Genomic DNA, 24241 nt, shown 5'->3' on the forward strand with positions numbered 1-24241 from the left:
GCTCCGCTGGCCGCCCCCGGCGAGTGAGGTAGGAGGGTGCTGCGACGGTGACAACTGCGGTGTCCAGAAGCTTTCGCGCAATCAGACTGGATGAGCGCGGTTCGCCAAATCGCAAGGCCAGATCGAAGCCGTCCATGATGAGGTCGCCGAGCTGATCTCTCGCAATGAACTCGAGTTCAAGTTCAGGATGCGCATCCATGAATTCGTCGAGCTTCGGGCTCAGAGCGATTCGCAAAAAGGCCGGATCAAGGTTGATTCGCAGCTTTCCGCGTACTGTCGCGACGCCTCCTGCCGCGGCTGTGGCCGCTTCTTCCATTCCTTTTAGGTGCGGCATGACCTGCTCATAGAACCGTCGGCCCTCTTCGGTGAGGGAAACGGCGCGGGTCGTCCGATTGAAGAGCCGTATTTTCAACCGCTTTTCGAGCCGGGCGATTGCCCGGCTAACCCCGGGCGGTGACATGCCCATCAATTCGGACGCAGCTGCGAACGTCTTCGCGTCGACGACGGCAGCAAATACGCTGATACCGCTGGAGAGATTTTCGCTGGGCGATGTCATTGGGCTGACCCTGCACAGTGCGTCAAAAACTGCACTATGACTCATTAGTGACTATCCGTCATTTCACAAGTGCCATTCATGTCATTCAGTTTCTTATCGAATTTGCCCACAATGCACCCCAACAGTACGTTTCAACCTCACTTCATTCCAATTTCCAGGGAGCACGAGATGACCGTTCAACTTCCCTGCCGCGACTATCTATGCAAGGAGAAACTGCAATGTATGCAATCACAGGGATAACAGGAAAGGTCGGCGGTGCGGTGGCGCGCACGTTACTCGCAGCGGGCCAACCGGTACGCGCGGTTGTACGCGATGCCGCCCGGGCACGGTCGTGGGCTGAGCAAGGGTGTGAAGTGGTGACAGCCAGCATGGACGACGAGGCTTCCCTTACCGCCGCGTTCGAGGGCGCGCAAGGGGTCTTCATTCTGCCGCCGTCCGAGTTCGATCCGTTGCCGGGCTTTCCTGAGGCACGTGCTGTCATTGACGCCGTGCGCGGTGCGCTTGAGTCCGCGGCACCCGGCAAGGTGGTCTGCCTGTCGACGATCGGCGCGCAGGCCACAGAGACCAATCTGCTCACGCAACGTACGCTGATGGAGCAGGCGCTTCGCGACTTACCGATGCCCGTGACATTCCTGCGCCCAGGCTGGTTCATGGAAAACGCCGCATGGGACGTTGCGCCGGCCCGTGACGAAGGGATGATCGCCAGCTTTCTGCAACCGCTCGACAAGGCTGTGCCGATGGTCGCAACCGCAGACGTCGGTCGCGTTGCCGCACAACTGCTTCAACAAACCTGGCACGGCGTGCGTGTCGTTGAACTGGAGGGGCCGCAACGTGCGAGTCCGAACGATCTGGCCGAGGCATTTGCGAAGGTGCTTGGTCGTCCGGTTCGTGCGGAAGTGGTGCTGCGCGAAACATGGGACGCACTGTTCCGGTCCCAAGGCATGAAGGAACCGTTGCCGCGTATACGCATGCTCGACGGATTCAATGAAGGCTGGATCGCCTTCGAAGGCGAGGAAGTCGACATCGTCAAGGGCGAAGTGGAACTGGAAACCGTCGTGCGAAGCCTCGTCTCGCAGGCGGGTTAAAGCGGGTGCGCCCGGCGACGCGAACAGGATGCCGTGTCACCGGGTGCTTTCCGCTCGAAGAAACGCTGCGAGCGCTGGACGATCTTGTCACGAAGGGAAAGGTGAGACACATCGGTGTGTGTAACTTGAGCGCTGGCGATTTGAAACGTGGACAGGGAATAACCGCCCGTACGCACCGGACCCGCGTCGTCAGCAATCAGGTGGATCGAGTAGTGGGCTGATTCAGTTCGTTCTGCTCTCGATCAGTTTTCGCGATTCAGAACGTTCAGGGCAGCGGCTCGATTAGTAGGCCCACCAGCCCGGACCCCACCTGCTCCAGTTCCACGCCGCATTTTCATTCATCTCGGCGCTCATGCGTTCCTGGTCGAGGAAATGTTGCTGTAGCTGTTCCCGCTTGTAGTTATCCCAGGCGTTTTCATCGCCGATATACAGGCAGCCACATGCATAAGGGTCTGCGTAGAGAAAGACGGCTTTTCCGTCCTTTACCTTCTGCACCACGCGATTCGGTGGCAGCGTATTCAGCTGCAAACGCTGCTGGTCGGTTGTCACTGGAACGATATGAAAGCCCGCTGCTGCAAGCAGGTCGTCTTTCTCGTTGGCTCGTTCGACCGGCGTGGCGCATCCGGAAATCAGTGCGCTCGCGATTAGCGCGAGAAAAATGGCTGTCCATCTAAGCTTCATGATCGTCCCGTGCGTTAGGCTTGAAATGTTGCGATATCTAGTACCGTGCACAGATTGATCGTCGAAACTTAGCTGGAAATTACGGCAGTGTCTCGCGCCTCGACTCGTGGCGGCAGTGACCCACCGCGTACCGCTACGCAGAAGCAGACAACGCCTGCGCGACACGCTCACGCAGTGTCGGCAACACGTCGGCTTCGAACCACGGATTGCGCTTGAACCACGCAATGTTGCGCGGTGACGGATGAGGCAACGGAATGATTTTTGGGCTGAAGTCTCTCCATCGCAGGAGCGTATCGGTCAATGTTGCTCCGCATGCTTCGCCGAGTCCAAAGCGCTGTGCATATTGGCCGATCAGCAAGGTGAGTTGGACCGAGCGCATCTGTGCCAACAGATCCTGGTGCCAGTGTGCGGCGCACTCGGGCCGTGGTGGCAAGTCGCCACTTGCGCCGCGCCCTGGGAAGCAGAAGCCCATCGGCACAAGCGCAACTTTCGTGTCGTCGTAAAAGGTCGCATCGTCGAGGTCGAGCCACGTGCGCAGGCGGGCACCGCTTGCATCGCTCCACGGAACGCCTGACGCATGCACTCGCGCGCCCGGCGCCTGGCCGATGATCAGAACCCGCGCGCTTTCGGATGCCGCGACTATCGGGCGGGGGGCGTGCGGCAGCACGGGCGCGCAGATCGTGCAGGCGCGGATTTCGTGCAACAGCACATTCAGAGGGATTCGCTTCATAGGAACCGTTCGCAGTGTTTGCAGCAGTAGCGATGGAGAACAACCGGCCGCTGACCGAAAGGGCGAGGAATCGAAGAATTGCGACGAGTTGGCAACCCATCATAGGCCGCTCGCTGTCGATGCGTGTAGCAGTTATCGTAGGCGCAACTGCGAGGGCTTGCGTCATGGCAGATCATAATGTGAGGCCATAGATCGTCAATCCTCGCGCGGATGGCAGCGTGCTCCTCATCGAAAGAGTTTTTCTAACTCGGACCGGCATTTAATCTGCTTTGCCTTCGCATCGCACGTTGGCTATTCTGGTGCCTGTCTGCGTTGAGGTAGATCGGCCAAGTCAGCCAATGAGCAGCCAGCATTCAGTCGGTCCCAGCCCTGACTTGTTACCCCACCACCACATGAAGGTTCGCTAAATGGATACCGTCCCGCAGGCGCCGCTAATTCTGATAACGGGTGGAGGTCGTGGGGTCGGCGCGGCGACTGCGCGTCTTGCTGCCGCACAGGGCTACGATGTGGCGATCAGCTTTGTCTCCGACGAATCAGCCGCCCTTGCGGTGGCGGGCGACGTAGAAGCGATGGGGCGCCGGGCCTTACCTGTGCGCGCGGATAGTGCGGATCCAGAACAGGTCGCTCAGCTATTCGCGGCTATCGACCGGGAGTTCGGCCGGATCGATGTGCTGGTGAATAACGCCGCGATAATTGCTCGGCAGTCGCGGCTAGAGGACCTTGAATTCGAGCGGATGCAACGTATCTTTGCGGTCAACGCGATCGGCCCTATCCTCTGTGCACAGCAAGCGGTGAAGCGGATGTCCTGGCGTCACAACGGGCGAGGCGGCGCTGTGATCAACATCTCATCGGCATCGGCCCGGCTTGGCAGTCCCAACGAATATGTCGACTACGCTGCATCGAAGGGCGCCGTTGAGACATTCACTACCGGTTTCGCAAAAGAAGTCGCGCGGGATGGGATACGCGTCAACTGCATTCGCCCTGGGCACATCTACACTGGCATGCATGCTAGCGGTGGAGAGCCGGGACGGGTAGATCGCGTCAAAGACTCGATCCCCATGGGAAGAGGCGGTCAGCCTGAAGAGGTTGCGCGGGCGATCCTATGGCTAGCAAGCGCCGAGGCTTCCTTCATCACCGGCACGTTCCTCGATGTCACTGGCGGCAAGTGAGCAACTGCTGGTGCCGGCGTCCACCATAACCATGTCGTACCATTCGCGCGCGGCCGGCACGTATGCCGAGCTTTTCGTCCGGGACTGTATACGTCCTTTACCAAGGCACTCACACTCTTTACAAGGGATTTAGGTAGAGACCGATATCATCGCTCCGCTTGACGCTACTGGACCTCAGTCAGGCGTTATTGTCAGGAGTGAGAGCATGTTTGAAATCGGAAAAGAATATTCCCGGGAAGACATTCACAGGGTGACGGGTGGGTGCAAGCAGGCTTTTTTGCCTGTCAAGGGCGGCAAGGTAGTCGCCGCACGATTGCGCCAGGATCTGAATCCCTACGCCCCGGACGTCATTGTTTGCGACAGCAGTGCGGCCTCACGCGCGGCCGGTCGAACGCTTGCGCGACAGACCGACCCCGTACCTGTCTTTGTGCGAACCGCGTCCGACCGCTTTCGTTATATGGGCGACTACGTCACTGAGGAATCGCTTACCGCGCCGCTTGACTACGAAAAGTACGTCAAGAACAGTGGCTTTACGCTGGGTCAGATTTCTCGCGTGCTCAAGATGAAGCGCCGTTGACACAGCGCGGCTTTCGCCCGGAAGAGTCGAAATTTTATTCGGCTCCTGTATTCAGGCACCGGAGACGCGATTTTCAACGCTCCAAACCGAGTAGACGGTCTGCAAGTCACCGATCACAGTGACCTGCAATGGATCGAACCGCTTGACGGCTTAGACGAGCGTCAGTGTCAGGTCGATGTTGTTGCGAGTTGCATTCGAGTAGGGGCACCCAATATGGGCCCAGTTGATAAGATCCTGAGCCGCTTCGCGCGACATGCCCGGCAACGAGATCTTCAACTCGAATACTCCGATGATAGTTCAGTGCCCAGTATTCTGACCGCCATCGACGTGCAGAATTCCGCGCGTTACAAGGCGCTGTGTCCAGATACAAGATCGATTCGGGCTGATCGCCGGCGGCCGCGCCGTGCTTGACGAGCGGTTGCGCGGATACCAGGTGATGGCATTCGTCCGGATGATTATTTAGATTGTTGATGGCGTTTTTTTGACCGCGTACGCTACCTTCAGACCGTGCGAATGCGGAACTCGCAGGATGCGGCAATCAGGAAAGCTCGGGGCGGGGAAGTATAGCGATGAAAATGTCTCACAGATTAGATAGCTCTGATACGGCGGGACCGGTGTGGGGGCTTATCTTTGGCCTGCTCATGACGGCGATCGGAATGGGCCTCTGGTTTTATGCGACGCGGTCGATCGACAGCGGACGGCAAGATGAATCCTTGGCCGTAGCGGCCACGCTCGTTGGCCTTTTTTTTGCCGTATACGCGGGGCGCGAACTTCGCCGCAAACGTCGGTAGGTTGGGTCCCTGTGAAGAAGGAGAGGTCAGGGTCGACAGCAGCGCGGCTGAAATCGTTGGTCAGCCGCTGACGACGCCAGAACAGTTCATCCAACAGCATCACCATCTCCTGGCGTAAGGGGCTGTACGCGGACGGTCTCGGGTGACTGCCATGTCGCAAAGAGTTGGACGAGCGCGACCTCGAACGCCATCTGCATTCAATCACTTCCCAGCGCAGCCTCAAAGCACGCCGCAACAGCACATACCCGTTCGTCGGCACCCTTGCGCCCGATGATCTGCAAGCCTGCTTTCAGCGATGAGCCGGCAACAGATATCGGCATGCTAAGCGCCGGATGACCACTCAGATTGAATGGGCGAATCAGCGACGACATGGCGATAACCGACGTACCGTTGCGTGCAGCGTCAACTGTAATGGGCAGAGTGGGCAAGGTGGGCATAACAAGCACGTCCACGTCGGCGAGAGCGTGGTCGACTGCCGCCGTGAACCGGCGCCGCACCTGCTCCGCTGCCTCCAACTGCGCGGCCGTCGTCGTGGCTGCGAGGCGCAAACGCGCTTCGAGATCAGCGCCGAGTCGACCGGCTCCCGCCAGATGCCCGAAAGCGCGCGAGGTTTCCGCATTGATCACCGCGAGTCCTGCGTCGAACGCTTCTTGAAGAAGGTGAAGCTCGATAGACCGCGTATTGCCCCCCACCCGATCGACCGCGTTCTGCACCGCCTCGAGTATGTCGGCCTCGGCCTCGACTGACACGCATGCGATGTTGATTCCTTTACACCGATCGCTCGCGGCGCCGATATCGAATGCTGGGCCGATCCCCGCCATCGCAGCGATGAGCGTTCGCATGTCGCGGGCGAAGGGGCCAACGCAGTCGAGCGATGATTCGGCAGGTGCGACGCCGACACGCGACACGCGCCCGAACGTCGGCTTGAAGCCAATCACCCCACAACACGCCGCGGGTCCGCGGATAGAGCCGCCGGTGTCGGTGCCGAGTGCCGCGTCTACGAGTTTGAGGCCAACCGCCGACGCCGAGCCACTCGACGAGCCACCTGGAATACGCGCTGGGTCTTGCGGATTGCGCGGTGTGCCAGTGAAATCGTTGATACCTGTCATGCCGAACGCCAGTTCATGCATGTTCGCCTTGCCGACAATATGCCAACCCGCATCGAGCACGTTTTGCACCACATCGGCGTGGCGTGCCGCAGGTGGGGAGTCGGCGAGCGCCCGGCTTCCCGCGGTGGTCGGGTGGCCAGCAATGTCGATTGTGTCCTTGATCGCTATCGTCGGCGCGCTCGCGGATTCGTTGGAACGTAAGGAAAACTGGCTGATAAAGGTGGTCATGATGTCATGTCGTTTCGAGGGTTGACGTGCCAGGGCGCGTCGAACAGACGCTCGGTGCGAAAATGCTGGATGAGCCACTGGTTGCCGTCAGGTGCGGGCGAGAAGTCGACTTCGAGGCGCGCCGAGATCAATTGCGCTTGAGCATCGACGTAGCCGGACGCCTGAAGCATCACCCAGCGCCCCTTGGCCGACGAGCCCGCGACCTCGATTGTTTCCGCCGTCAGGAAGTGCACATTGGTAGTGAAGTGCGGCGTCGGCGGAAGATAGCGCTGCAGCATTGCGACGATTTCTGCGCGTCCTTCCAGGCGGCCGAATTTCCGCGCGTATTGCGAACCGATGCCTTCCCAGATTGCGTCATCGGCGAATAGCGCCGCCAGAGACTCACCGTTGCAGGCGGCTGAAGGTACATCGCACAGCGCCATATACCGCGAGATTGTCTTGCGCACCGCGCGTTCGGCTTCGAGTGCCTCGATGCGCGCCTGGAGTCCCTCGAGCGTGCTCTGCTTTTGAGGGTTTTCAGTTTGTGTCATGTCGCTTCACTCCTGCGCATTCATTGCAGACGGTATGACTAACGCCTGACCAACACATGCTTTTATCCTGGCGTAGCGCCACAGGTTGGCAGGTGTACACCCCGTCGGCTTTCAGCGCCCCAGCGCCCGTGCCGTCTGACCACCAATGCCGAAGTCAGTGTTGGGGATGTCCTTGATGATGACGCGCGTCGCTTCGATGGGGACATCCAGTACCGTAGCGCCGGTCGCCGAGAGCGCAGAGATCAGCGCCTGCTTTTGCGCATCGGTGCGACCGGCAATCAGGATCGCGACGATGACCGGTAGCGACGGCGCCGCGCCATTGGCTGCACTCTTGCCGGCAATACCAAAGTGCGTCGCAGGCAACTCGCTGAGCAGCACACGCACCGAATCGGCGGGCGCACCGATCGCGCGGACAGTCGCTTGCGTCATCCCATGAATCAATGTCGCTTTGCTGGCTTCGCTGTGACCCGCGGCCAAATAGACTTCGAGTGTAGGCATGAGAGAGAAATACCGGTTATGTGCATCGTCCGTTCGCTTACGGCCGATGCATTTTCATCGAGCAATCAAAGCAGGAAGCCGATCGCACTGAGCGCTTCGGTCGAATCGATCAGGCGAATGACTTTTTCAACAAGGCGTGGCTCGCCACTCGCAAAACTGACCGTGTGCGAGAGGTCAGCTGCAAAGATCGTCGTGACGCCACGTTTGTAGGCAATGATCACCTGCGCTGATTTCACTTCGACCACTTCCGAGGCAGCGCTTTCAAGCGTGAAGCGAGACACGGTGCGCACGGTTCGTGCGGCATCGGAGGCCGACGCGGAATAGCCCGACGTCATCCGTTGCACGCGTTTTTCGCGCATGTCCTGATCGTCATAGGCGTAGTTCAACGAGGCCGCGTAGTCGGTCGCGCTGGGATCGATCGGCACTACATAGAAACCTGAGGTATCCCATAGATCGAGCCACGCGCGATAGTCGCGGCGGTCGAGCATCTCAGCTTCGCGCCAGATGAACTCAACTGCCCGCGCGAAGGTTTGCTGCGAGAAAAGGGTGTTGCGCTCATCCATCATGCCTGCTCCATCATTGCACGCCACTGCCTGTACGCTTCGCGCATGCCCGTCTCGTCGGTGGCATGTGCGGTCTTTTCGCCGTTTGCCGCGGTGGTCTCGCGGTTGAGCCCGCGGTTCACCAGGATCGGCACATCGGGCCCGGCGTGCGAGCCGCGCTGCACGCGCTCCCACGCTTCCGCATCGTCGGGGCTGCCGAACCCGAAGGGACCCTGAAAGTGTTCGTGAATGCGCAGGCGCACGCGGTTCGCTTCATCGGGTCCGCCGTCCATCGCGAGCGCGACGTGGCGGATTTCCGTTTCCTCGGCAGACAGCGGCCGCAGTACGCGGAAGAATGCCATCGATAACGCCAGATTCGGAAACAGATTCAGATTGAAGCCGACCCCCATCAGCGAGCGCACGATGCGCCGGACTTCATCGGGCGAGTGACGCTCGGCCAGCTTCGTGACGAGGTCGTTGAAACGCTCGGGCAGCGGCGCACCGTCGTCGTGGTCGAGATCGACCAGCTCCGGTACGAGCACCGCAAGGCTATGGCCATTGCCGAGCGAGCGGCAGAAGGCGTCGTCGCTTGTCATGAAACTGGTGATCACGGCGGCTGTTTCATCGTCGATCGATTTCATCCACGACTTGTGGACGACCGGGAAGTGATAGAGGTCAGTGGTGTTTTCCAGCTGGATTTTCCAGTTGCCCTTGAACCTGAACTTATGCTCACCGTTCGCCTTGATCGGATAGCCGGCGCCCTGCTTCATGAACAGATCGATCCACGGCTTGGCGCCGCCGAGAAAGTCTTCCAGCGGCTCGATCTCCTCGTTGAAGCTCGCGAAGATCAGTCCTTGATAGATCCCCACACGCAGCGATTTCAGCGGCAGGTCGTTTTTCTCGCAGACACCTTCGTAGCCGTCGCCATAGGGCAGAGCGCGCAACGTACCGTCGAGCGCATACGACCAGCTGTGATAGGGGCACGTAAAGCCTTTTGCGTTGCCCTTGTGTTCCTCGCAGACGGTGGCGCCACGATGGCGGCAGCGGTTTTGCAAAACGTTCACCGCACCGCTCTTGTCGCGTACCACGATGACGGGTTGACGCCCAATCGTCGTGGTGCGGAAATCTCCGGAATTCGGCAGCTCGCTTTCGTGCGCGACCCAGATCCACGTCTTGTAGAAAATGCGCTCGAGTTCCGCTTCGAAGAGCGCTGGATCGTAGTACAGGGACGGTGCAATGCGGTCGGGCAGTGCGCGACGATGCAGGGCGTCGGTGTTGATGGTTTGATAGAGAGTGTCGCTCATCGGTGTCTCTGGGTTGTCACGGTAGAGTTTCTTTGAAGTTGTATCGAGGCCAGGGCACGCGCAATGCGCTTTGCGCTAGCGTTTTCACTAGTTTCGGCGTGTAGCCAATATCGGTCAAATCGATCTAAAATGAGTTGCCGAATAAGTGACGCAAATAATAGGTAGCCCCATGACTTCGCTTGACCATATCGATCTCAACCTCCTGCGGGTTTTTCAAGCCATCGTGGAAGAGCGCAGTCTGACCAAGGCGGGGGAACGCCTTGCGCTTTCGCAGCCCGCTGTGAGCTATGCGCTTGGCCGCCTGCGTACACTATTCGACGATCAACTTTTTATTCGCACCCGCTCGGGCATGCAGCCCACGCCTATCGCACTGGAACTCGCGACGATCGTGGGCCGTGCGCTTGACACCGTGCGCGAGGCGCTGCGCTACGCCGAGTCATTCGATCCGGCGGTGAGCACGCGCACGTTTCGGCTATCGCTATCCGATGCGGGCGAAATGGCCTATCTGCCCGTGATCTGCAAGGCATTGCACGAACAGGCACCGCGTACCCGGCTCATTGTGCAACCGATGCCCGTGGAGGAAATGGAAGATGCGCTGCGTTCCAGCAAGCTGGACTTTGCCATCGGCAATCTTCCCGAACTGATGGCGCGCACGCGCCACCAGTTGCTGTTTGAAGAGGAATACGTATGTATGACGCGGCGCCGCCGCGGCTTGCCTACGGGCAAGAAGCTTGACCTCGAGAATTTTCTTGGCGCATCGCACATCCAGGTGCGCTCTCTCGAGCATAGTCACCACGCTTTGGACGACGCGCTGCGGGCGCAGGGCGTCGGTCGGAATATCGCGCTTGAATTGCCGCACTTCGTCGCGTTGCCGAACATCCTGATGGTGACGGATCTTTACGCGACGCTGCCAAAGCGTCTCGCGCAAATCCTGAACAAGGCTAAGGCATTTCAGATCTACGATTTACCGGTCCGCTTGCCGGCGGCCTCGGTGACGATGCATTGGCACGAGCACTTTCACGACGAGGACGGCATTGTGTGGATGAGAAACCTGCTGGTCGAGTCGGTACGGAAATTCGACCAGTTGTAAAGGAACGAGGCCGTGCACTACGTTGAGGCGCGCGTCTCGTGCGTGAAGCGCAGCGTGACGACGGTCACGAGCCCGAGCAGCATGAGAAAGAGCGAAACGGGCCAGTACGCGTGGTAGTGCGAAAGTAGCGCAACGGCAATCAGCGGAGACATGCCGCCCGCAAAAATTGATGCCACTTCGTGCCCAAGTGCAACGCCGGAATAACGCACCTCGGTGCTGAACAGCTCGCCAACGAGCGCAGGCAGGGTGCCGATCATCGCGCCGTGGCAGACCGCCGTGCCGAGCACGAGTGCCAGGTAGATCAGGGGCGTGGAACGAGTGTTCAGCAGCCAGAAAAACGGAAATGCCATCACCATGAGCGATACGGCGCCGATCAGGTAGACGGGCTTGCGTCCCAGCTTGTCCGAGAGCTTGCCCCATAGCAGCATGGCGCCCATTTCGACGACCATGGCCAGCATGACGGCCGTGAGCATGGTCGAACTGGCGATGCCGGCGAACTTGCCGTAGACCAGTGAGAACGCGAGGAAAATATACGCGCCGCCGTTTTCCGCTACGCGCAGACCCATCGCTATCAGGATTTCCTTAGGATGCCGTTTGATTGCTTCCAGCACCGGCATATGCGATGTCCTGCCGGCATGCTCGGCGTTTTCGAACTCGCGGCTTTCCGGCAGGTTGTAGCGGATATAGACGCCGAGCGCAAAGATCAGGACACTCGCGAGGAACGGCAAGCGCCAACCCCAGGCGAGGAACTGTGCGTGGGGTAGCGCCTGCGCCGCGAGAAAGGCGCCGGAAGACAGAACGAAACCGCCGCCCACGCCCAGTTGACTCCACGCAGCGTAGTAGCCGCGCTTTTCCGGCGGTGCATTTTCGCTGATCATCAGCACGCCGCCGCCCCATTCGCCACCGGATGCCACGCCTTGCAGCAGGCGCAGTGCAACGAGCGCGGCGGGCGACCACAGTCCAGCCTGGGCATAGGTCGGCAATAGCCCGATCCCGAAGGTCGCGACACCCATGATCAGCAAGGTCCACACGAGCGACGCCTTGCGACCGTGGCGGTCGCCGATGTGGCCGAACACGATGCCGCCGAGCGGTCTTGCGACGAAGCCGATGGCGAATGCGGCGAATGCGCCTAGCGTGCCGATTAGCGGGTCGGCATTGGCGGGAAAGAACAGTTGCCCGAAGACGAGCGCCGCAGCGGTTCCGTAGACGAAGAAGTCGTACCACTCCATCGCATTGCCCGCGACAGAGGCGACGACGATCCGCCTAAGGGTCGTGCTATTGGACGCCGCAGTTGCGATTGAGGGGGTGGATGGTTGCACGGATGCCATGTTAGCTCGGGAGGAAAGAGTCGGGCGTCGCGACCTCATCGAGAGGGCTTCGCATGGCAAACAGTTTCGACGCGCCATTTCGGTGCGTCAAATTCGCCGAAAATGGAGTTGGGTATCAGTGCAGCAAATGAGCAGTGCGGCAAGTGTGTTCTGGAAGCGGGTTCTAAAAGCCGGCCTGATGAAACATTCCGTAGATCGCTTCGCGCAGCCACGCGATGCCCGGGTCGGCCGAGAACTGCGCATGCGAGTGCACCTGAATCTCGATGGGCGGAAGCGCGAACGGCAAGGGCAGAATCCGGAACGCCCCGTTCTGGTTGAAGCGCAGGGCGATGCTGCGTGGGAAAATCACCGCAAGATCGGTGTGCCTGACGATTTCAGGCGCCACGACGAAATGCGGCAAGCGCAACACGACATCGCGCTTGAGATTCAATTCCTCCAGCCATTGCTCGACCATTCTGTGACCGGTCGCGTTAGTGCTGGCATACACGTAACGCAGACCGGCGAGGTCTTCTTTGGTGGGTGCCGGCGTTTGCAAAGGATGGCCGGCTCGCACGACGCAAACGTGCTCGTCGACGAATAGCGTCTTGCTGACGCAGCCGGGATCGAGTCCCGGCACATAACCCAGCGCAAGATCGACCTTGCCGCTACGCATGGCAGCGGTCACCGATTCGACCGGGAAATTGGTGACTTCGATCCGGATGCCGCGCGCCGTGCCTTCTAGCATGGCGAGGATCGGCGGCAGAAAATAGAACTCCGACATATCGGACATCGATACGCGAAAAACCCGCTCGGCCGTCGCCGGGTCGAATTTCGTGAGCTGCTGCACCGCGACGTTGATGATCCCGAATGCCTGGGCGAGTGGCGGATACAGGTGGGCGGCCGCGTCCGTGGGGGCCATGCCGGTAGGCGTACGGACGAACAACGGATCGTCGAACAGCGTGCGGAGCCTGCGCAGCGCATGGCTGACGGCCGGTTGCGTCAGGCCCAGGCGGTCTCCCGCAGCAGTCAGGCTGCGCAGATCCCAGATGGCCATGAACACGCGCAGCAGATTCAGATCGGTATCGCCCGGGTTTGATTTGGTCATGACCTTCGATAGCTTGGCTCCTCGCGCAGATTACCGTAAATGCTACGCATCGGGTAATGCGGGGTGCTCCCGCTATACGGCGGAAAGCGATCGAAGTCGAGCTTCATGCGGGCGCGGACCGGAGAGGCCAAGGCGGCCGACAGGGCGAGTGGATCGTCGAATACCACCTTGTTGCGCTGCATTGCCGTGGCGCGCGGCAAGGCGAGCCCGCTGCGGTAGTCGACCCGCGTGTAGATCTCCAGTTCGCGGATGCCCGGAAGCTCGGCCATGAGCGGCGGATGGTGAATGAGGTAGTGCGTGAGCCAGGCGTTGAAATCGACAGCTTCGCCTTCGTAGCTGACGAGATACGTGCATCGTTCAGCGGGTTGTTGCGGTACACCTGCACCCGCAGGTGTGGCAAAGGTCCGCACAGCCATGACCTGCTGCGCGAACAGGCTCTGATGTGAGGACGCACCCGAAATGTCGAGGGCAGCCTGTATACGGCCGTCGCGTTCAAGCGCCATCTCCAGCGCGCCAAGGTCGTCGAAATACCACTGCAGGACGGAGTGCGGGTGCTTCTCAGGCGCGCTCAACAGAGGATCGCCTCGTGCGGGTTCCACCGGACGATGGATCACGAGACGCCTCAGGCCATCCATCGCATGGGTGGCGGCATGCAGGGACGCAGCGTCGATTGTGGGCGCCACATCAGGCATGTCGCCGACCGTGCCGATCAGAAAGAGGCAGACGTCCATGCTTACCTCGCCGTGGCGGCGCTGCCCGAAGGCGTCGCCACGCCGGGCCGCTCAAGCCGGTGGAACTGCCGTCCGAAATAGATCAGGCCGTCGCCGTCCTCTCGCATCGAAATGTGATCGATGCGTACGAACAGGACCGAGTGCGAGCCTACCGCCTTGCTGTCGACAATCCGCCCTTCGAGCCTCGCGATGGCGTCCGACAGCACCGGCACGGCAGAGGAGCCAGCGGTCCACCCGCAATGTTCGAAGCGTTCGTCCATCGAGCAGCCTGTCAGGCCGGCAAACGTGCGTGCAAGCTCCTGGCATTCCGCGGCCAGCACATTGATGCAGACAATGCGGTTTTGCCGCAGCAGGTCGTGCACGTAGCTGGTCTGGTTGATGCACACCAGCATGGTGGGCGGTGCATCCGTCACCGAGCAGACCGCGCTGGCAGTGATGCCGCAGCGTCCATGCGGGCCGTCCGTCGTGATGATGTTGACCGCTGCCGGCAGATACGCCATTGCGTCACGGAACTGGCGCCGGGTGTCGTCGCTCGTCATGGTGTTGTCCTCGGTCATAAGGGGCTCCGCATCACGGATAGGGCGTGACGGGCGGAATGCCGACGAACAGCGCACCCGATGCATCGTAGGTGCCCTCGCCAAGAAACGCGTGCTGTGTCACTACGATTGAATCGCGCACCAGCCGCTGCAGGCGGTTCTCGCGGTAGATCGCTGCAATGCCGGCCATCTGATACGCCTGCATCACGACCTCTGCGCCAACCTGCGCCGCGTGCGTTGCGCTGAGCCGCAAGAGGTTTGCCTGAGCCGGCGTCACGGGATCGCCCGCCAGAATCGTGTGCCACGCGGCTTCCGCGGATTCGAAGAAGAAAGCCCGCGCGCTGCGCCAGTTGGCCTCCGCCTTCGCGAGACCCGAGCGGTAATAGGCCCGGTCCGCCAGCCGCGGTGCGCCGGTGGTGGTCTGCGTGACGCCGGACATTTGCGCAAGCAGATCAAGCGCGGCGCGCGCCAGCCCGATGTTGACCGCAGCGTGCACCTGGGCCTGATACGCGATAGCGGGGTATCGATAGAGCGGCTCGTCGATGAGGGCCGCGCCGCCGCGCACGAAGGTCCATTGGGCGTCGACGAACTTGTTCTGCAAGCGCAGATCGTGGCTGCCGGTGCCCTGCATGCCGACCACGTTCCAGTTTTCGACGATCTCGACCTCGCTCGCCGGGAAAACGGCTGTGAATGGTTTCCCGGCGCCCGCTTCGCCCGTGTTGGCCGGGACGCCGCCGATGCCCACCCCGATCCAGTCCGCGCCCTTGCAACCGCTGGCGAAACGCCACTGCCCGCTGACCAGGTAGCCGTGCGGAGCCTGTGCGGCTTTCTGAAGTGGATAGAGGCCACCGGCAAACACCTGATCTGGCCCACTCGCATAGATGTGCGCCTGAGTCTCGAGCGGCAGCGCCGCGAGATAGGTGTTCGCCGAGCCGAATGCCGCCACCCATGCAGTCGATCCATCGGCAATGGCAATGCGTTCGAGCGTTTCCAGAAAACGCGGCGGCGGCAGTGCGTCGCCGCCGAAGCGGCGCGGCGTGCTGGCGCGGAAAATACCCGCGCGTTTCATCTTCGCGACCATGTCACGCGGGATGTGGGACAACTGATCGAATTCGTCCCGGCGGCGTTCGATTTCCTCGATCAGGATATCCAGGCTGATCGGGCCTGGGTACTCCGGATAGTCAGTGGCTGGACTGCCGGGCTGGGCGTTGTAGACATAAGTCGATGCGCCTGAGCTTTGGAGGGTTTGCATGCTCGATACCTTGAATGTATTGACGAAACGAATTGCGTTGCGGGCTACTGCCGTTGCGGTGTCATTGGGCGTCCTGTCTGGCCTGCAGCCGTAGCGCCTTGGGGAAAGTCTCGGGCGCGAGACAGGTGGCCAGCACGGTAATCAGCCCAAGCACGCCGAGATAGAGGGCGACGGGCGTCGCACTGTGGTAATGCGCGAGCAGGGCCGTGGCAACCATCGGCGAGAGGCCGGCGCCCAGCACCGATGAAATCTCACGTCCAATGCCGAGTCCCGAGAAGCGCAGATGGACCGGCAACAATTCGCTGATGAAGGCGGGTTGAGCGCCTTCGAGTATGCCGAGCGTAATGCTGTTGGCGAGAATGAGGGCGGCCATGACCTTGACGAATTCGCCGGAGCTCAGCAACATGAAGTAGGGGTAAGCGACCAGAACGATCGCAATGGCACCAACCAGGTAGACGGGCTTTCGGCCCACCTTGTCGGTAAGGTGTCCTGTGAATAGCGAGACCGGAATCATCAGCAGCATGGAGACCGTCAGCCCGCCGAGGAGCCACGACGAATTCAAGCCGATGAACTGACCGTAGGCGATCGAAAAGGCGAAGAAGATATACGATGCCGCGCCTTCCCCAAAGCGCAGGCCAAAGACCGTCAGCACCTGGCGGGGGCAACGGCGCAGCACTTCCGCAATCGGCAGACGGCTCTCCTTACCCGTTGCCCTGACTTCGGCGAACTCGGCGCTTTCCTGCACGGAGCGGCGCATCCACAGGCCGAGCACCACGAGCAGCGCACTGCAAAGAAACGGCATGCGCCAGCCCCAGCTCTGGAAGTCGTCGGGCGACAAGCGCTTGACGAGGAGGAACGCGAGCGTCGACAGGACGAAACCAAACGCTGCGCCGCCAGGGCTCCAGGCTGCGAGTGCGCCGCGCTTTGACGCAGGGGCGCTCTCATGAATCAGCAGGATGCTGCCGCTCCATTCGCCGCCCGCTGCAAGGCCTTGAAGGATGCGCAGCAGCACGAGCAATACCGGAGCAGCCAGGCCGACTTGCTGGTAGGTGGGCAGCAGGCCCATGCAAGCGGTCGCGGTTCCCATTGTCAGCAGGGTCAGCATCATGACCGTCTTGCGCCCGTAGCGGTCGCCAATGTGGCCGCACAGTACACCACCGATCGGACGGGCGATGAAGCCCACCGTAAAGCCGCCGAATGCGGCAATCGTGCCTGTCAACGGATCGTTTCCGACCGGGAAAAACAGGTGGCCAAACACCAGCGCAGCGGCCGTGCCGTACAGAAAAAAGTCATACCACTCGAGCACCTGTCCGAGCACGGCAGTCGTCACGGCACGGCGCACCGTGTTGATGGGACGGGCCGGAGAAGGAGAAGCAAGAGTCACTGTCGCGTCGGAGTTCATGGTATTGGGCACACACGAAGTTGGAGTTCCTGCTCGCCGGAGACCGGGGGCAGCAGGCAGAGGAGACACGTCGGGAAACATGGCCGAACGATAGGCGTGGCGAAAGGGTCGGTCAAATTCGGGACAAAAATGAGCGCTATGAGCCAGCTTCATGTCGGGCGCGCTTCGCTCGCCGAACTTCGCCCGAATAAGCCACGCTTATTGGGTACGCTGTTTTTGGCTGATTTGATGCCGGGAATATGCCAACTTAAATTTCGGTGCACGGGGTGGGGCTTCGCCATGCCGAAGTGACGCCTCGTTGCGCGTACTGGGTGAATGCTGAACCTTCTGCTCAATGCAGATTAATTCGTTATGCAAACGAAAGCTGGATAAATCATATAAGGAAACATTGTGAAGAAGCTGCTCCTCGCTTTGGCTGGACTCTCATTCTCTAGTGCTGGGGCCTGGGCCCAAAGCAGCGTGACGATCTACGGCATCATCGACGACGGTTTGACCTGGTCGAGTAACCAGGGAGGTAAGAGCGCGTTGCAGATGCAGAGCAGCATTTCGCAGGGCAATCGCTGGGGTTTCAAGGGCGCGGAAGACCTCGGGGGCGGCACGAAAGCGATCTTCCGGCTCGAAAACGGCTTTAACGTCAATACCGGCGCATTCAGCCAGGGCGGCCGGGAGTTTGGCCGGCTGGCCTATGTCGGCCTGACCAACGACACGTACGGCACGTTGACGTTGGGACGGCAGGGTGAAGAAATCGGCGACTATATCGGCGCGCTATCGGCAAATGGTCTCTTGCCGGGTGGCATTCTGTTTCCGCACCCTGGGGATCTGGATAACAATGGCATCGACTTTCACCTGAACAATGCCGTCAAGTACGTCTCTCCAACCATTGCTGGCCTAACCGGCGTGGCGACCTACAGCTTCGGCGGCGTCGCGGGTGATGTCGCGCAGGACAGCGCGAAGTCCTTCGCACTTCAGTACGTGAACGGCAGTCTGCAACTGGTGGGCGCCTATACCTCGATCGACCATCCGGCCACCGCAGTAACGGAAGGGGTATGGACAGCCACCAATACCGTCGACGGCAACTATGGACTCGCCGCCAGCAGCTACAAGGTGTTCGGGGTTGCCGCTGCGTACACGTTCGGTGCGGCGAAGTTGAGCGCCGACTGGACGCACACGCAGTTCGGCGGTCTCGACCCCGCGGTGGGCGCGAAGATCGACGGACATGTGACGTTCAATATCGGCGAGGTGGTGGCCAGCTACATGGTGACGCCGACGTTGCAGTTGGGCGCGGCGTACAGCTATACGGTAGGAAACGTCTCCGCGACCGGGCAGGAACCGCGGTATCAGGAGTTCGATGCGAGCGCGGACTATTTTCTCTCCAAGTCCACCGATGTGTACCTGTCCGGAACCTACATGCATGCCGGAGGCGGTGCGGTTGCCGATCTCGCGCCGGTGCTCGAACCGTCCAGCTCGCCTAATCAGGTAGCGCTGCGGATCGGGATCCGCAAGCGCTTCTAGTTCCATGGCGGTCAGCCGACGCGCCTGGGGTTCACCGGTCTCATGACAACATCAGACTTCGTCTCGCCGAAGGGATAAGAGGCCAAGCAAGATCTCATCGCGATGCGCGGCAAGTTCATGCGTGGATCGCGATTGAGTCTGTTCGTGGACGCCTCGGATGATGGTTGCGCGAACCTCGGGGGTCAGCTCGGGCGCGCCGAGCACGTGCCACCATGCGCTCATCGGTCCGGTGAACTGTTCGAAGGATAACCGCTCTGAGCAGCGTTTTTCCTGTGCTGTCGTTCTGAATCAAGTAGTACTGAAGGTCCAGGGTATGGACGGCTCGCTTCGCAAGTGCTAGCCGGGTGTCCATGGAAATGCGACTGAAAGGCATGGGCCTGAAGCTCGAACCTGGTCCGGGAGGTGCGCTCGCGTTGGCGAGTTGCACCAGGGGATCTGCGTCGTTTGCGGGCAACGCGGAACTTTCCGCTTTCGCCGACGGTGGCAGCGACGCGCAGCCCTCTAGTTGCACCAGCGCAAGGACAGAGAGGCAGGCCAACGCAAACCCCGCGAATACTCGAATCGCGTCTCGGCCGCACGTCGTCGCATAGCCTTGTGGCCTCAAGGAACCCGAATCTCTGGATTGACCAGTTGTCCGGCGACGCAAGGATGACTGTACGGGCCGCACCATCGTGCTCAACAGACTCGACGCCAGATCTATGAACATGTGGTGGAACCTTGCGCAAGCTCGAAACTTTTCAAAGCCAATCTTCAACATGATTCAGGCATGAAAAGAGTGGGGACGCCGTTCAGGAGCATAAGTTCAAGTTCACGGCAGTGAGCACATCGGATCTTAAAGTCATTCCGAGCTGTCGCATATGTGATAACTCACAATGCAGTTAGCTATTTTCCCAATGCTGGTGGGTCCAGCCCCAACTTGCCTTGCTTGCTTACCTCCCCGAGTGTCCGAACTTCCGGTGCCTGAGACGATTGCCATCCAGGGTTTATACCGATTGGGGCCCGTGCGCCTTGTGCGACGGGGGCGATATGAGTTATCACATGGCGCGTGGATTAAATCTCCAGGACGGAAAACGATCCGTATGTTCTTGTTGTTGAAGTTTTGATAGCCGACTGCCGATAACGAAGAGAGGCAGCCATCAGAGGTCGATTCATGAACTTCAGCGAAAATCCGGTTCCCAGCAAATTGCGCGAGCGAAGGCTGCCGGCTGGCGCTATGGCTTCGTACCGCGATATTTGCGCGCTTGTGCAGCAGGTGGCCTCCGGCCAGGTCCTAGGCTCCCGTGAATTATCGTCTACTGCACACGCGCCACGAGTAGAGGGGCCTCAGTGAACTGGGCAGGCAGCACGGGTCGGCAGTGGCTTTTCCGGCATGGCACCGCGTTGCTGACCGTGTTGGTGAGCGTCATCGCCATCGGCGGTGTCGCGGCGGTAGCCTTCCAGATCTTCGCTTCCGGCGAACGGGCCGATGCCCGCATGGCCGCTGTCATCCACGTCAAACAGGATCTTGATGTGCTTCAGGCGTTGCATGTCGATGCGAACACTGATTTTCTGAAGGGTCTCGGCACGAGCCGCTGGGCTTCCTACGCGTGGCCCATAGCACGGGTGGGCGAAGCGGCACGTTGCTACGATGACCTCGAGAAGCTCTTTGCGGGAACGCCTGACGCGCTCGCGACGGTGGACACGATGCGCGAGGCCAGCGCCCAGTGGGCGCAACAACTGGACGAACTGACCGCCGGTGCGGTGAGCGCGCATGGCACGGCGGTCAGCAGTTCGACCCTGCTTGCAGCGAACGAAACATTTAGCGTGATCGCCGTGGCAGTCGCGCGACTTCGCGCACAAGAGGATGCACGCGCGCGGGCAGATTCACGCTATGCCGCGCAGCGGCTTGCCATGGAGCGTACTGCGCTTGCCATCACTGCCGTGCTGGCAAGCGGCCTGCTCGCTTACGGCTTTACCGCCAATTACCGGATCTCACTTGCCCGCTCGCGCGCAAAGATCATTGCCGACGAGGCCGAAAAACGCTTTCGGGAATACTTTGAGAAACACCCGGTGGCAATGCTGATCTTCGACGTGCGGTCACTCACCATTCTCGCGGCAAACGGAGCCGCGCAGCGTCAATATGCGTATGGTGCGGACGGCTTGAGCGGCATGCGCATCACGGCGCTTTTTCCGGCCGCTCAGCGTGTGTCGTTCGAGGAAAAAATCGAGCAATTCCACAGTGAGGCGCAGGGCAGCGAGGCCAGTGACACCTGCCTTCATATGCGACGCGACCTGAGCGTGATCACCGTGCAGATGTCCTATCACTTCCTGCAGTACGGTGGCCATGGGGCCTGTTTCATCACTGCCATCGATGTGACCGAGCGCGAGCAGGCAAAGCAGGAAATCCAGCAGGCCAAGCAGATGCTGGAGACGGTCATCAATAGCGTGCCGAACCGCATTTGCTGGAAAGACCGCGATTTGCGATATGTCGGCTGTAACCGACCGTTTGCTGCCGACGCCGGCTTCACCGAAGTCGAACAGGTCGCTGGCCTGAGCGACTTCGACATGCCGTGGAAGGAGTCGTCTGCACAGCTCATCAATCTCGATGCTCAGGTCATGCGAACGCGTGAGCCTCTGGTGTCGCAGGAAGAAAGCCTTCGAATGCAGGACGGTAGTCTGCACTGGCTGTGCATAACAAAAGTGCCACTGTCCGACGCGCAGGGGAACGTAACAGGAGTGCTGACCTGCTACGAGGACACCACGTCGCAGAAAAGGGCCGAGCTGGCGTTGCGTTTGCGAAGTCGCGCGCTGGACGCCAGCGTCAACGCCGTACTTATTACGCGTGTGACCGCCAGGGGTGATGCTGTTATCGAATACGCCAATCCCGCTTTCGGACGGATTACCGGGTATGCGCCCGAAGACGTCCTTGGGCACGATGGCGCATTCCTGCTGGCACGCGATCGTTCGCGGCCCGGGTTTGGTCAACTGGGTCACGAACTGGCCGCACAGCGGGAAGTCAGCACTTTGCTGCACAGTACCCGGGCCGACGGCTCCCTGTTCTGGAATCAGCTCTATATCGCGCCGGTGCGCGATGAGAGCGGTGCGATTACACACCATATCAGCGTGCTGAACGACGTCACCGAACTGGTCGAATCGAGAGACCGGCTGCATATGCAGGCGCGCAGCGACGCACTGACCTCGCTGCCAAATCGTGCCGTCTTGCGCGAGTGGATCGAACGCGCCGTCGGGCATGTGCAGCCGGGCGAGGCGGCTTTTGCAATCCTGTTTATGGATATCGACCATTTCAAGGACGTCAATGACACGCTCGGTCACCGAGCCGGTGACGGCCTGCTGCAGCATGTCGCGCGAGAACTGCGAACGTGCGTTGGGCCCGATGATCTGGTGGTGCGTTACGGCGGGGACGAATTTGTCCTCGCTGTTGCCAGACCGGAAACCGACGGTCGTTTGAAATGCGTGCTGTCGTTGATACACGCGTGCCTGAAAGAACCGGTTTCGCTCGAAAATGTCCTTGTGCACGTGCAGATGAGTCTGGGCATCGCCTGCTTTCCCGATGACGGGCGCGATGTCGAAACCCTCCTCCGGCACGCGGACCTCGCCATGTACCGCGCAAAAGCGTCGGGGCCCAATGCGATCCAGCGCTTCGACCCGAGCTTTGCGCAGGCAGCGCAGGTGCGCACGACACTGTCGCGGCGCATGCGCGTTGCGTTCGAAAGCGGTGGATTCAACCTTGTCTACCAGCCGCAGGTCGACATACAGTTGAACCGTGTCACTGGCGTCGAGGCGCTGATCAGATGGCATGATGCCGAGTTGGGGCAGGTCAATCCCGTATCCTTCATCCCCGTTGCGGAGGAGAACGGGCTGATTGGTCCAATCGGACAATGGGTGCTCGAGCAAGCCTGTGTGCAGGCCAGAACGTGGCAGCAGGCGATGCCGGGGCTGCGCATGTCAGTCAACGTTTCCCCACTCCAGATCGTGCGGGGCGATTTCCTGCAGGTCGTCCGGCGTGCCCTTGCGGGAGCAGGGTTGCCGCCCCGGTTACTGGAACTGGAAATCACCGAAAGTGTGCTGGTGGCTCCCGGCGCGACGGAGGTTCTGACGGACTTGCGCGAGCTGGGCGTGGGCATCGCGATTGACGATTTTGGCGCGGGTTATTCGAGCCTGTCTTACCTGCGATCATTTCACGCCGACCGCCTCAAGATCGACATGTCGTTTGTCCGGGGCATCAGTCTCAACCGCGAGGACGAGGCGATCATCACAGCCATTCTCGCCATGGGCCGCAGCCTTGGGCTGTCTGTGGTTGCCGAAGGCGTAGAGACCGCGACGCAGTTGTCCTTCCTCGTAGACCTCGGGTGTGATTTTGTGCAAGGCTACTACTTCGCGAAACCCATGCCAGCGGTTCATGCGATGACATACATGGCCGGATTCAAAACTCCCTTGACTGGCTCTACAAAAACGGCCGCTGAAGTCGACGAAGAGCCGGTTGCGGGTTCCGACGTCAATCGGAGTGGTTCCCGAAGACCGTAAGGACCAGGGTCTCGTGGACCGTTGCAGCACACGCCGCTGGCAGTCCCAAATCTTCCATATTGACTTCTTGAGATGTAACGTCTCATGCTAATGCATCGACTGTTGTCTGCATAACAGCAGACAGAAAAAGGGGGCGTTATGAGTGAGCTGACAGGGAAGGGCGCGATCGTGACCGGTGGCGGACGCGGTATCGGGCTGGCATGTGCACGGTTGATTGCGCAGCGCGGTGGATCCGTAGCATTGCTGGGTGAGGACCGCGAAGTGCTGGAACAGGCAGCAGTGACGTTACGCGCCGAGGGACACAATGTTATCGCTATCGCCGCCGATGTCGGCATCGAGGACCAGGTTGCCGTCGCGATGGAGCAGTCCGCCGCATTTCTGGGTCCGATCGACATACTGGTTAACAATGCGGCGATTCAGCCGTATGGCACTGTTGCGTCCATGGGATCCGCCGAGTGGGACCGCGTCATCGGCATCAATCTGCGAGGAACGTATCTGGCATGTCATCACGCATTACCGCATATGCTGAAACTGAAACGCGGCTCGATCATCAACATCGCCTCAGTTCAGGCCCTTGCTAACCAGGCCCGGGTTGCCGCCTATGCGACTTCGAAGGGTGGCATGCTTGCTTTGACGCGCTCTCTCGCGGTCGACTTTGGTCCTTCGGGCATACGTGCAAATGCAGTCTGTCCAGGCTGCATCGATGCGCCAATGACACGCTTTTCGGCCGCTGAAACCGCCCCTGGGCGAGAGGAAGAAATCCTTCGTGAATGGGGTAAGGCGCAACCGCTCGGACGTATCGGGCGCCCGGAGGAAGTCGCCGAGGTCGTCGCCTTTCTGGCCAGCGATCGCGCAAGTTTTTGCACAGGCGCGGAGTTCAGGGTTGACGGGGGGCTACTGGCAAGCCTCGGCGTAGCACTGCCGGAGTGACGGAAACCATGACTGACATCCCGGGTCGGTTCGACGTGCGCTCAATGTGTCT

Annotated in this window: 22 protein-coding genes and 1 pseudogene; 8 read left to right on the forward strand and 15 right to left on the reverse strand. The window is 60.4% G+C overall.

From position 1 onward, the window contains the following. Positions 1-556 (reverse strand): LysR family transcriptional regulator (locus M0954_RS21055; RefSeq protein ID WP_297355286.1); only part of this gene is annotated, 556 nt, incomplete at its 3' end. A 218-nt stretch (positions 557-774) separates the two neighbouring features. On the opposite strand from M0954_RS21055, the gene M0954_RS21060 reads away from it, so the two are divergent. Next, positions 775-1641, forward strand: a complete 867-nt coding sequence (locus M0954_RS21060) for an NmrA family NAD(P)-binding protein (protein WP_122157815.1) — start codon at positions 775-777, stop codon at positions 1639-1641. 5 nt (positions 1642-1646) lie between these two features. Beyond that, positions 1647-1862, forward strand: coding sequence for an aldo/keto reductase (locus M0954_RS21065; RefSeq protein ID WP_297355288.1), 216 nt, complete (start codon positions 1647-1649; stop codon positions 1860-1862). Between the two features lie 61 nt (positions 1863-1923). Here M0954_RS21065 and M0954_RS21070 read toward each other — a convergent pair whose 3' ends face one another. Then, positions 1924-2322: a hypothetical protein gene (locus M0954_RS21070; protein WP_297355290.1), complete on the reverse strand. Its 399-nt coding sequence runs from the start codon at positions 2320-2322 to the stop codon at positions 1924-1926. A gap of 133 nt (positions 2323-2455) precedes the next feature. After that, positions 2456-3052 carry a uracil-DNA glycosylase family protein gene (locus tag M0954_RS21075; RefSeq protein ID WP_123386882.1) on the reverse strand — a complete coding sequence of 199 codons (597 nt, stop codon included), beginning with the start codon at positions 3050-3052 and terminating at the stop codon, positions 2456-2458. Between the two features lie 407 nt (positions 3053-3459). Here M0954_RS21075 and M0954_RS21080 point away from each other — a divergent pair, with 407 nt between their 5' ends. Both M0954_RS21080 and M0954_RS21085 read left to right on the forward strand, forming a co-directional pair. Then, positions 3460-4221 carry an SDR family oxidoreductase gene (locus M0954_RS21080; protein WP_133893709.1) on the forward strand — a complete coding sequence of 254 codons (762 nt, stop codon included), beginning with the start codon at positions 3460-3462 and terminating at the stop codon, positions 4219-4221. Between the two features lie 205 nt (positions 4222-4426). After that, positions 4427-4798 carry a hypothetical protein gene (locus M0954_RS21085; RefSeq protein ID WP_122157819.1) on the forward strand — a complete coding sequence of 124 codons (372 nt, stop codon included), beginning with the start codon at positions 4427-4429 and terminating at the stop codon, positions 4796-4798. 150 nt (positions 4799-4948) lie between these two features. Here M0954_RS21085 and M0954_RS21090 read toward each other — a convergent pair. The 6 genes and pseudogenes from M0954_RS21090 to M0954_RS21115 form a co-directional block, all read right to left on the reverse strand. Further along, positions 4949-5077, reverse strand: a pseudogene (locus tag M0954_RS21090) (organic hydroperoxide resistance protein); the annotation flags it as partial. A gap of 709 nt (positions 5078-5786) precedes the next feature. Further along, positions 5787-6926, reverse strand: a complete 1140-nt coding sequence (locus M0954_RS21095) for an amidase (protein WP_122157823.1) — start codon at positions 6924-6926, stop codon at positions 5787-5789. After that, complete coding sequence (locus M0954_RS21100; RefSeq protein ID WP_133893707.1) at positions 6923-7456, reverse strand: nuclear transport factor 2 family protein; 534 nt, start codon at positions 7454-7456, stop codon at positions 6923-6925. The genes M0954_RS21095 and M0954_RS21100 overlap by 4 nt, the downstream gene beginning before the upstream one ends. Before the next feature lie 111 nt (positions 7457-7567). After that, positions 7568-7954: a tautomerase family protein gene (locus tag M0954_RS21105; RefSeq protein ID WP_133893706.1), complete on the reverse strand. Its 387-nt coding sequence runs from the start codon at positions 7952-7954 to the stop codon at positions 7568-7570. 65 nt (positions 7955-8019) lie between these two features. Continuing rightward, positions 8020-8520 carry an aromatic-ring-hydroxylating dioxygenase subunit beta gene (locus M0954_RS21110; RefSeq protein WP_297355292.1) on the reverse strand — a complete coding sequence of 167 codons (501 nt, stop codon included), beginning with the start codon at positions 8518-8520 and terminating at the stop codon, positions 8020-8022. Beyond that, positions 8517-9800, reverse strand: a complete 1284-nt coding sequence (locus tag M0954_RS21115; RefSeq protein WP_122157827.1) for a Rieske 2Fe-2S domain-containing protein — start codon at positions 9798-9800, stop codon at positions 8517-8519. Before M0954_RS21115 ends, M0954_RS21110 begins: the two co-directional genes overlap by 4 nt. Before the next feature lie 169 nt (positions 9801-9969). On the opposite strand from M0954_RS21115, the gene M0954_RS21120 reads away from it, so the two are divergent. Further along, positions 9970-10890, forward strand: a complete 921-nt coding sequence (locus M0954_RS21120; protein WP_122157828.1) for a LysR family transcriptional regulator — start codon at positions 9970-9972, stop codon at positions 10888-10890. 17 nt (positions 10891-10907) lie between these two features. On the opposite strand, the gene M0954_RS21125 is transcribed toward M0954_RS21120, so the two are convergent. The 6 genes from M0954_RS21125 to M0954_RS21150 form a co-directional block, all read right to left on the reverse strand. Then, positions 10908-12218, reverse strand: coding sequence for an MFS transporter (locus M0954_RS21125; RefSeq protein ID WP_133893705.1), 1311 nt, complete (start codon positions 12216-12218; stop codon positions 10908-10910). 163 nt (positions 12219-12381) lie between these two features. After that, positions 12382-13302, reverse strand: coding sequence for a LysR family transcriptional regulator (locus M0954_RS21130; RefSeq protein ID WP_123386887.1), 921 nt, complete (start codon positions 13300-13302; stop codon positions 12382-12384). Beyond that, on the reverse strand, positions 13299-14033 hold the full coding sequence (locus M0954_RS21135) for an ethyl tert-butyl ether degradation protein EthD (RefSeq protein ID WP_297355294.1): 735 nt from the start codon (positions 14031-14033) through the stop codon (positions 13299-13301). The genes M0954_RS21130 and M0954_RS21135 overlap by 4 nt, the downstream gene beginning before the upstream one ends. Positions 14034-14035: 2 nt before the next feature. Beyond that, complete coding sequence (gene hpaC, locus M0954_RS21140; RefSeq protein ID WP_297355340.1) at positions 14036-14572, reverse strand: 4-hydroxyphenylacetate 3-monooxygenase, reductase component; 537 nt, start codon at positions 14570-14572, stop codon at positions 14036-14038. 31 nt (positions 14573-14603) lie between these two features. Continuing rightward, positions 14604-15821 carry an acyl-CoA dehydrogenase family protein gene (locus M0954_RS21145; RefSeq protein ID WP_297355296.1) on the reverse strand — a complete coding sequence of 406 codons (1218 nt, stop codon included), beginning with the start codon at positions 15819-15821 and terminating at the stop codon, positions 14604-14606. A gap of 61 nt (positions 15822-15882) precedes the next feature. Beyond that, positions 15883-17223: an MFS transporter gene (locus M0954_RS21150; RefSeq protein ID WP_123386890.1), complete on the reverse strand. Its 1341-nt coding sequence runs from the start codon at positions 17221-17223 to the stop codon at positions 15883-15885. A 390-nt stretch (positions 17224-17613) separates the two neighbouring features. On the opposite strand from M0954_RS21150, the gene M0954_RS21155 reads away from it, so the two are divergent. The 3 genes from M0954_RS21155 (at position 17614) to M0954_RS21165 (ending at position 24189) form a co-directional block, all read left to right on the forward strand. After that, on the forward strand, positions 17614-18735 hold the full coding sequence (locus M0954_RS21155; protein WP_208297207.1) for a porin: 1122 nt from the start codon (positions 17614-17616) through the stop codon (positions 18733-18735). 1326 nt (positions 18736-20061) lie between these two features. Next, positions 20062-23259: a bifunctional diguanylate cyclase/phosphodiesterase gene (locus M0954_RS21160; protein ID WP_297355297.1), complete on the forward strand. Its 3198-nt coding sequence runs from the start codon at positions 20062-20064 to the stop codon at positions 23257-23259. Positions 23260-23397: 138 nt separating this feature from the next. Beyond that, positions 23398-24189 carry an SDR family NAD(P)-dependent oxidoreductase gene (locus tag M0954_RS21165; protein ID WP_123386896.1) on the forward strand — a complete coding sequence of 264 codons (792 nt, stop codon included), beginning with the start codon at positions 23398-23400 and terminating at the stop codon, positions 24187-24189. Positions 24190-24241: the final 52 nt, after the last annotated feature.

The sequence above is a fragment of the Paraburkholderia sp. genome (assembly GCF_026225065.1).
Lineage (GTDB): Bacteria > Pseudomonadota > Gammaproteobacteria > Burkholderiales > Burkholderiaceae > Paraburkholderia.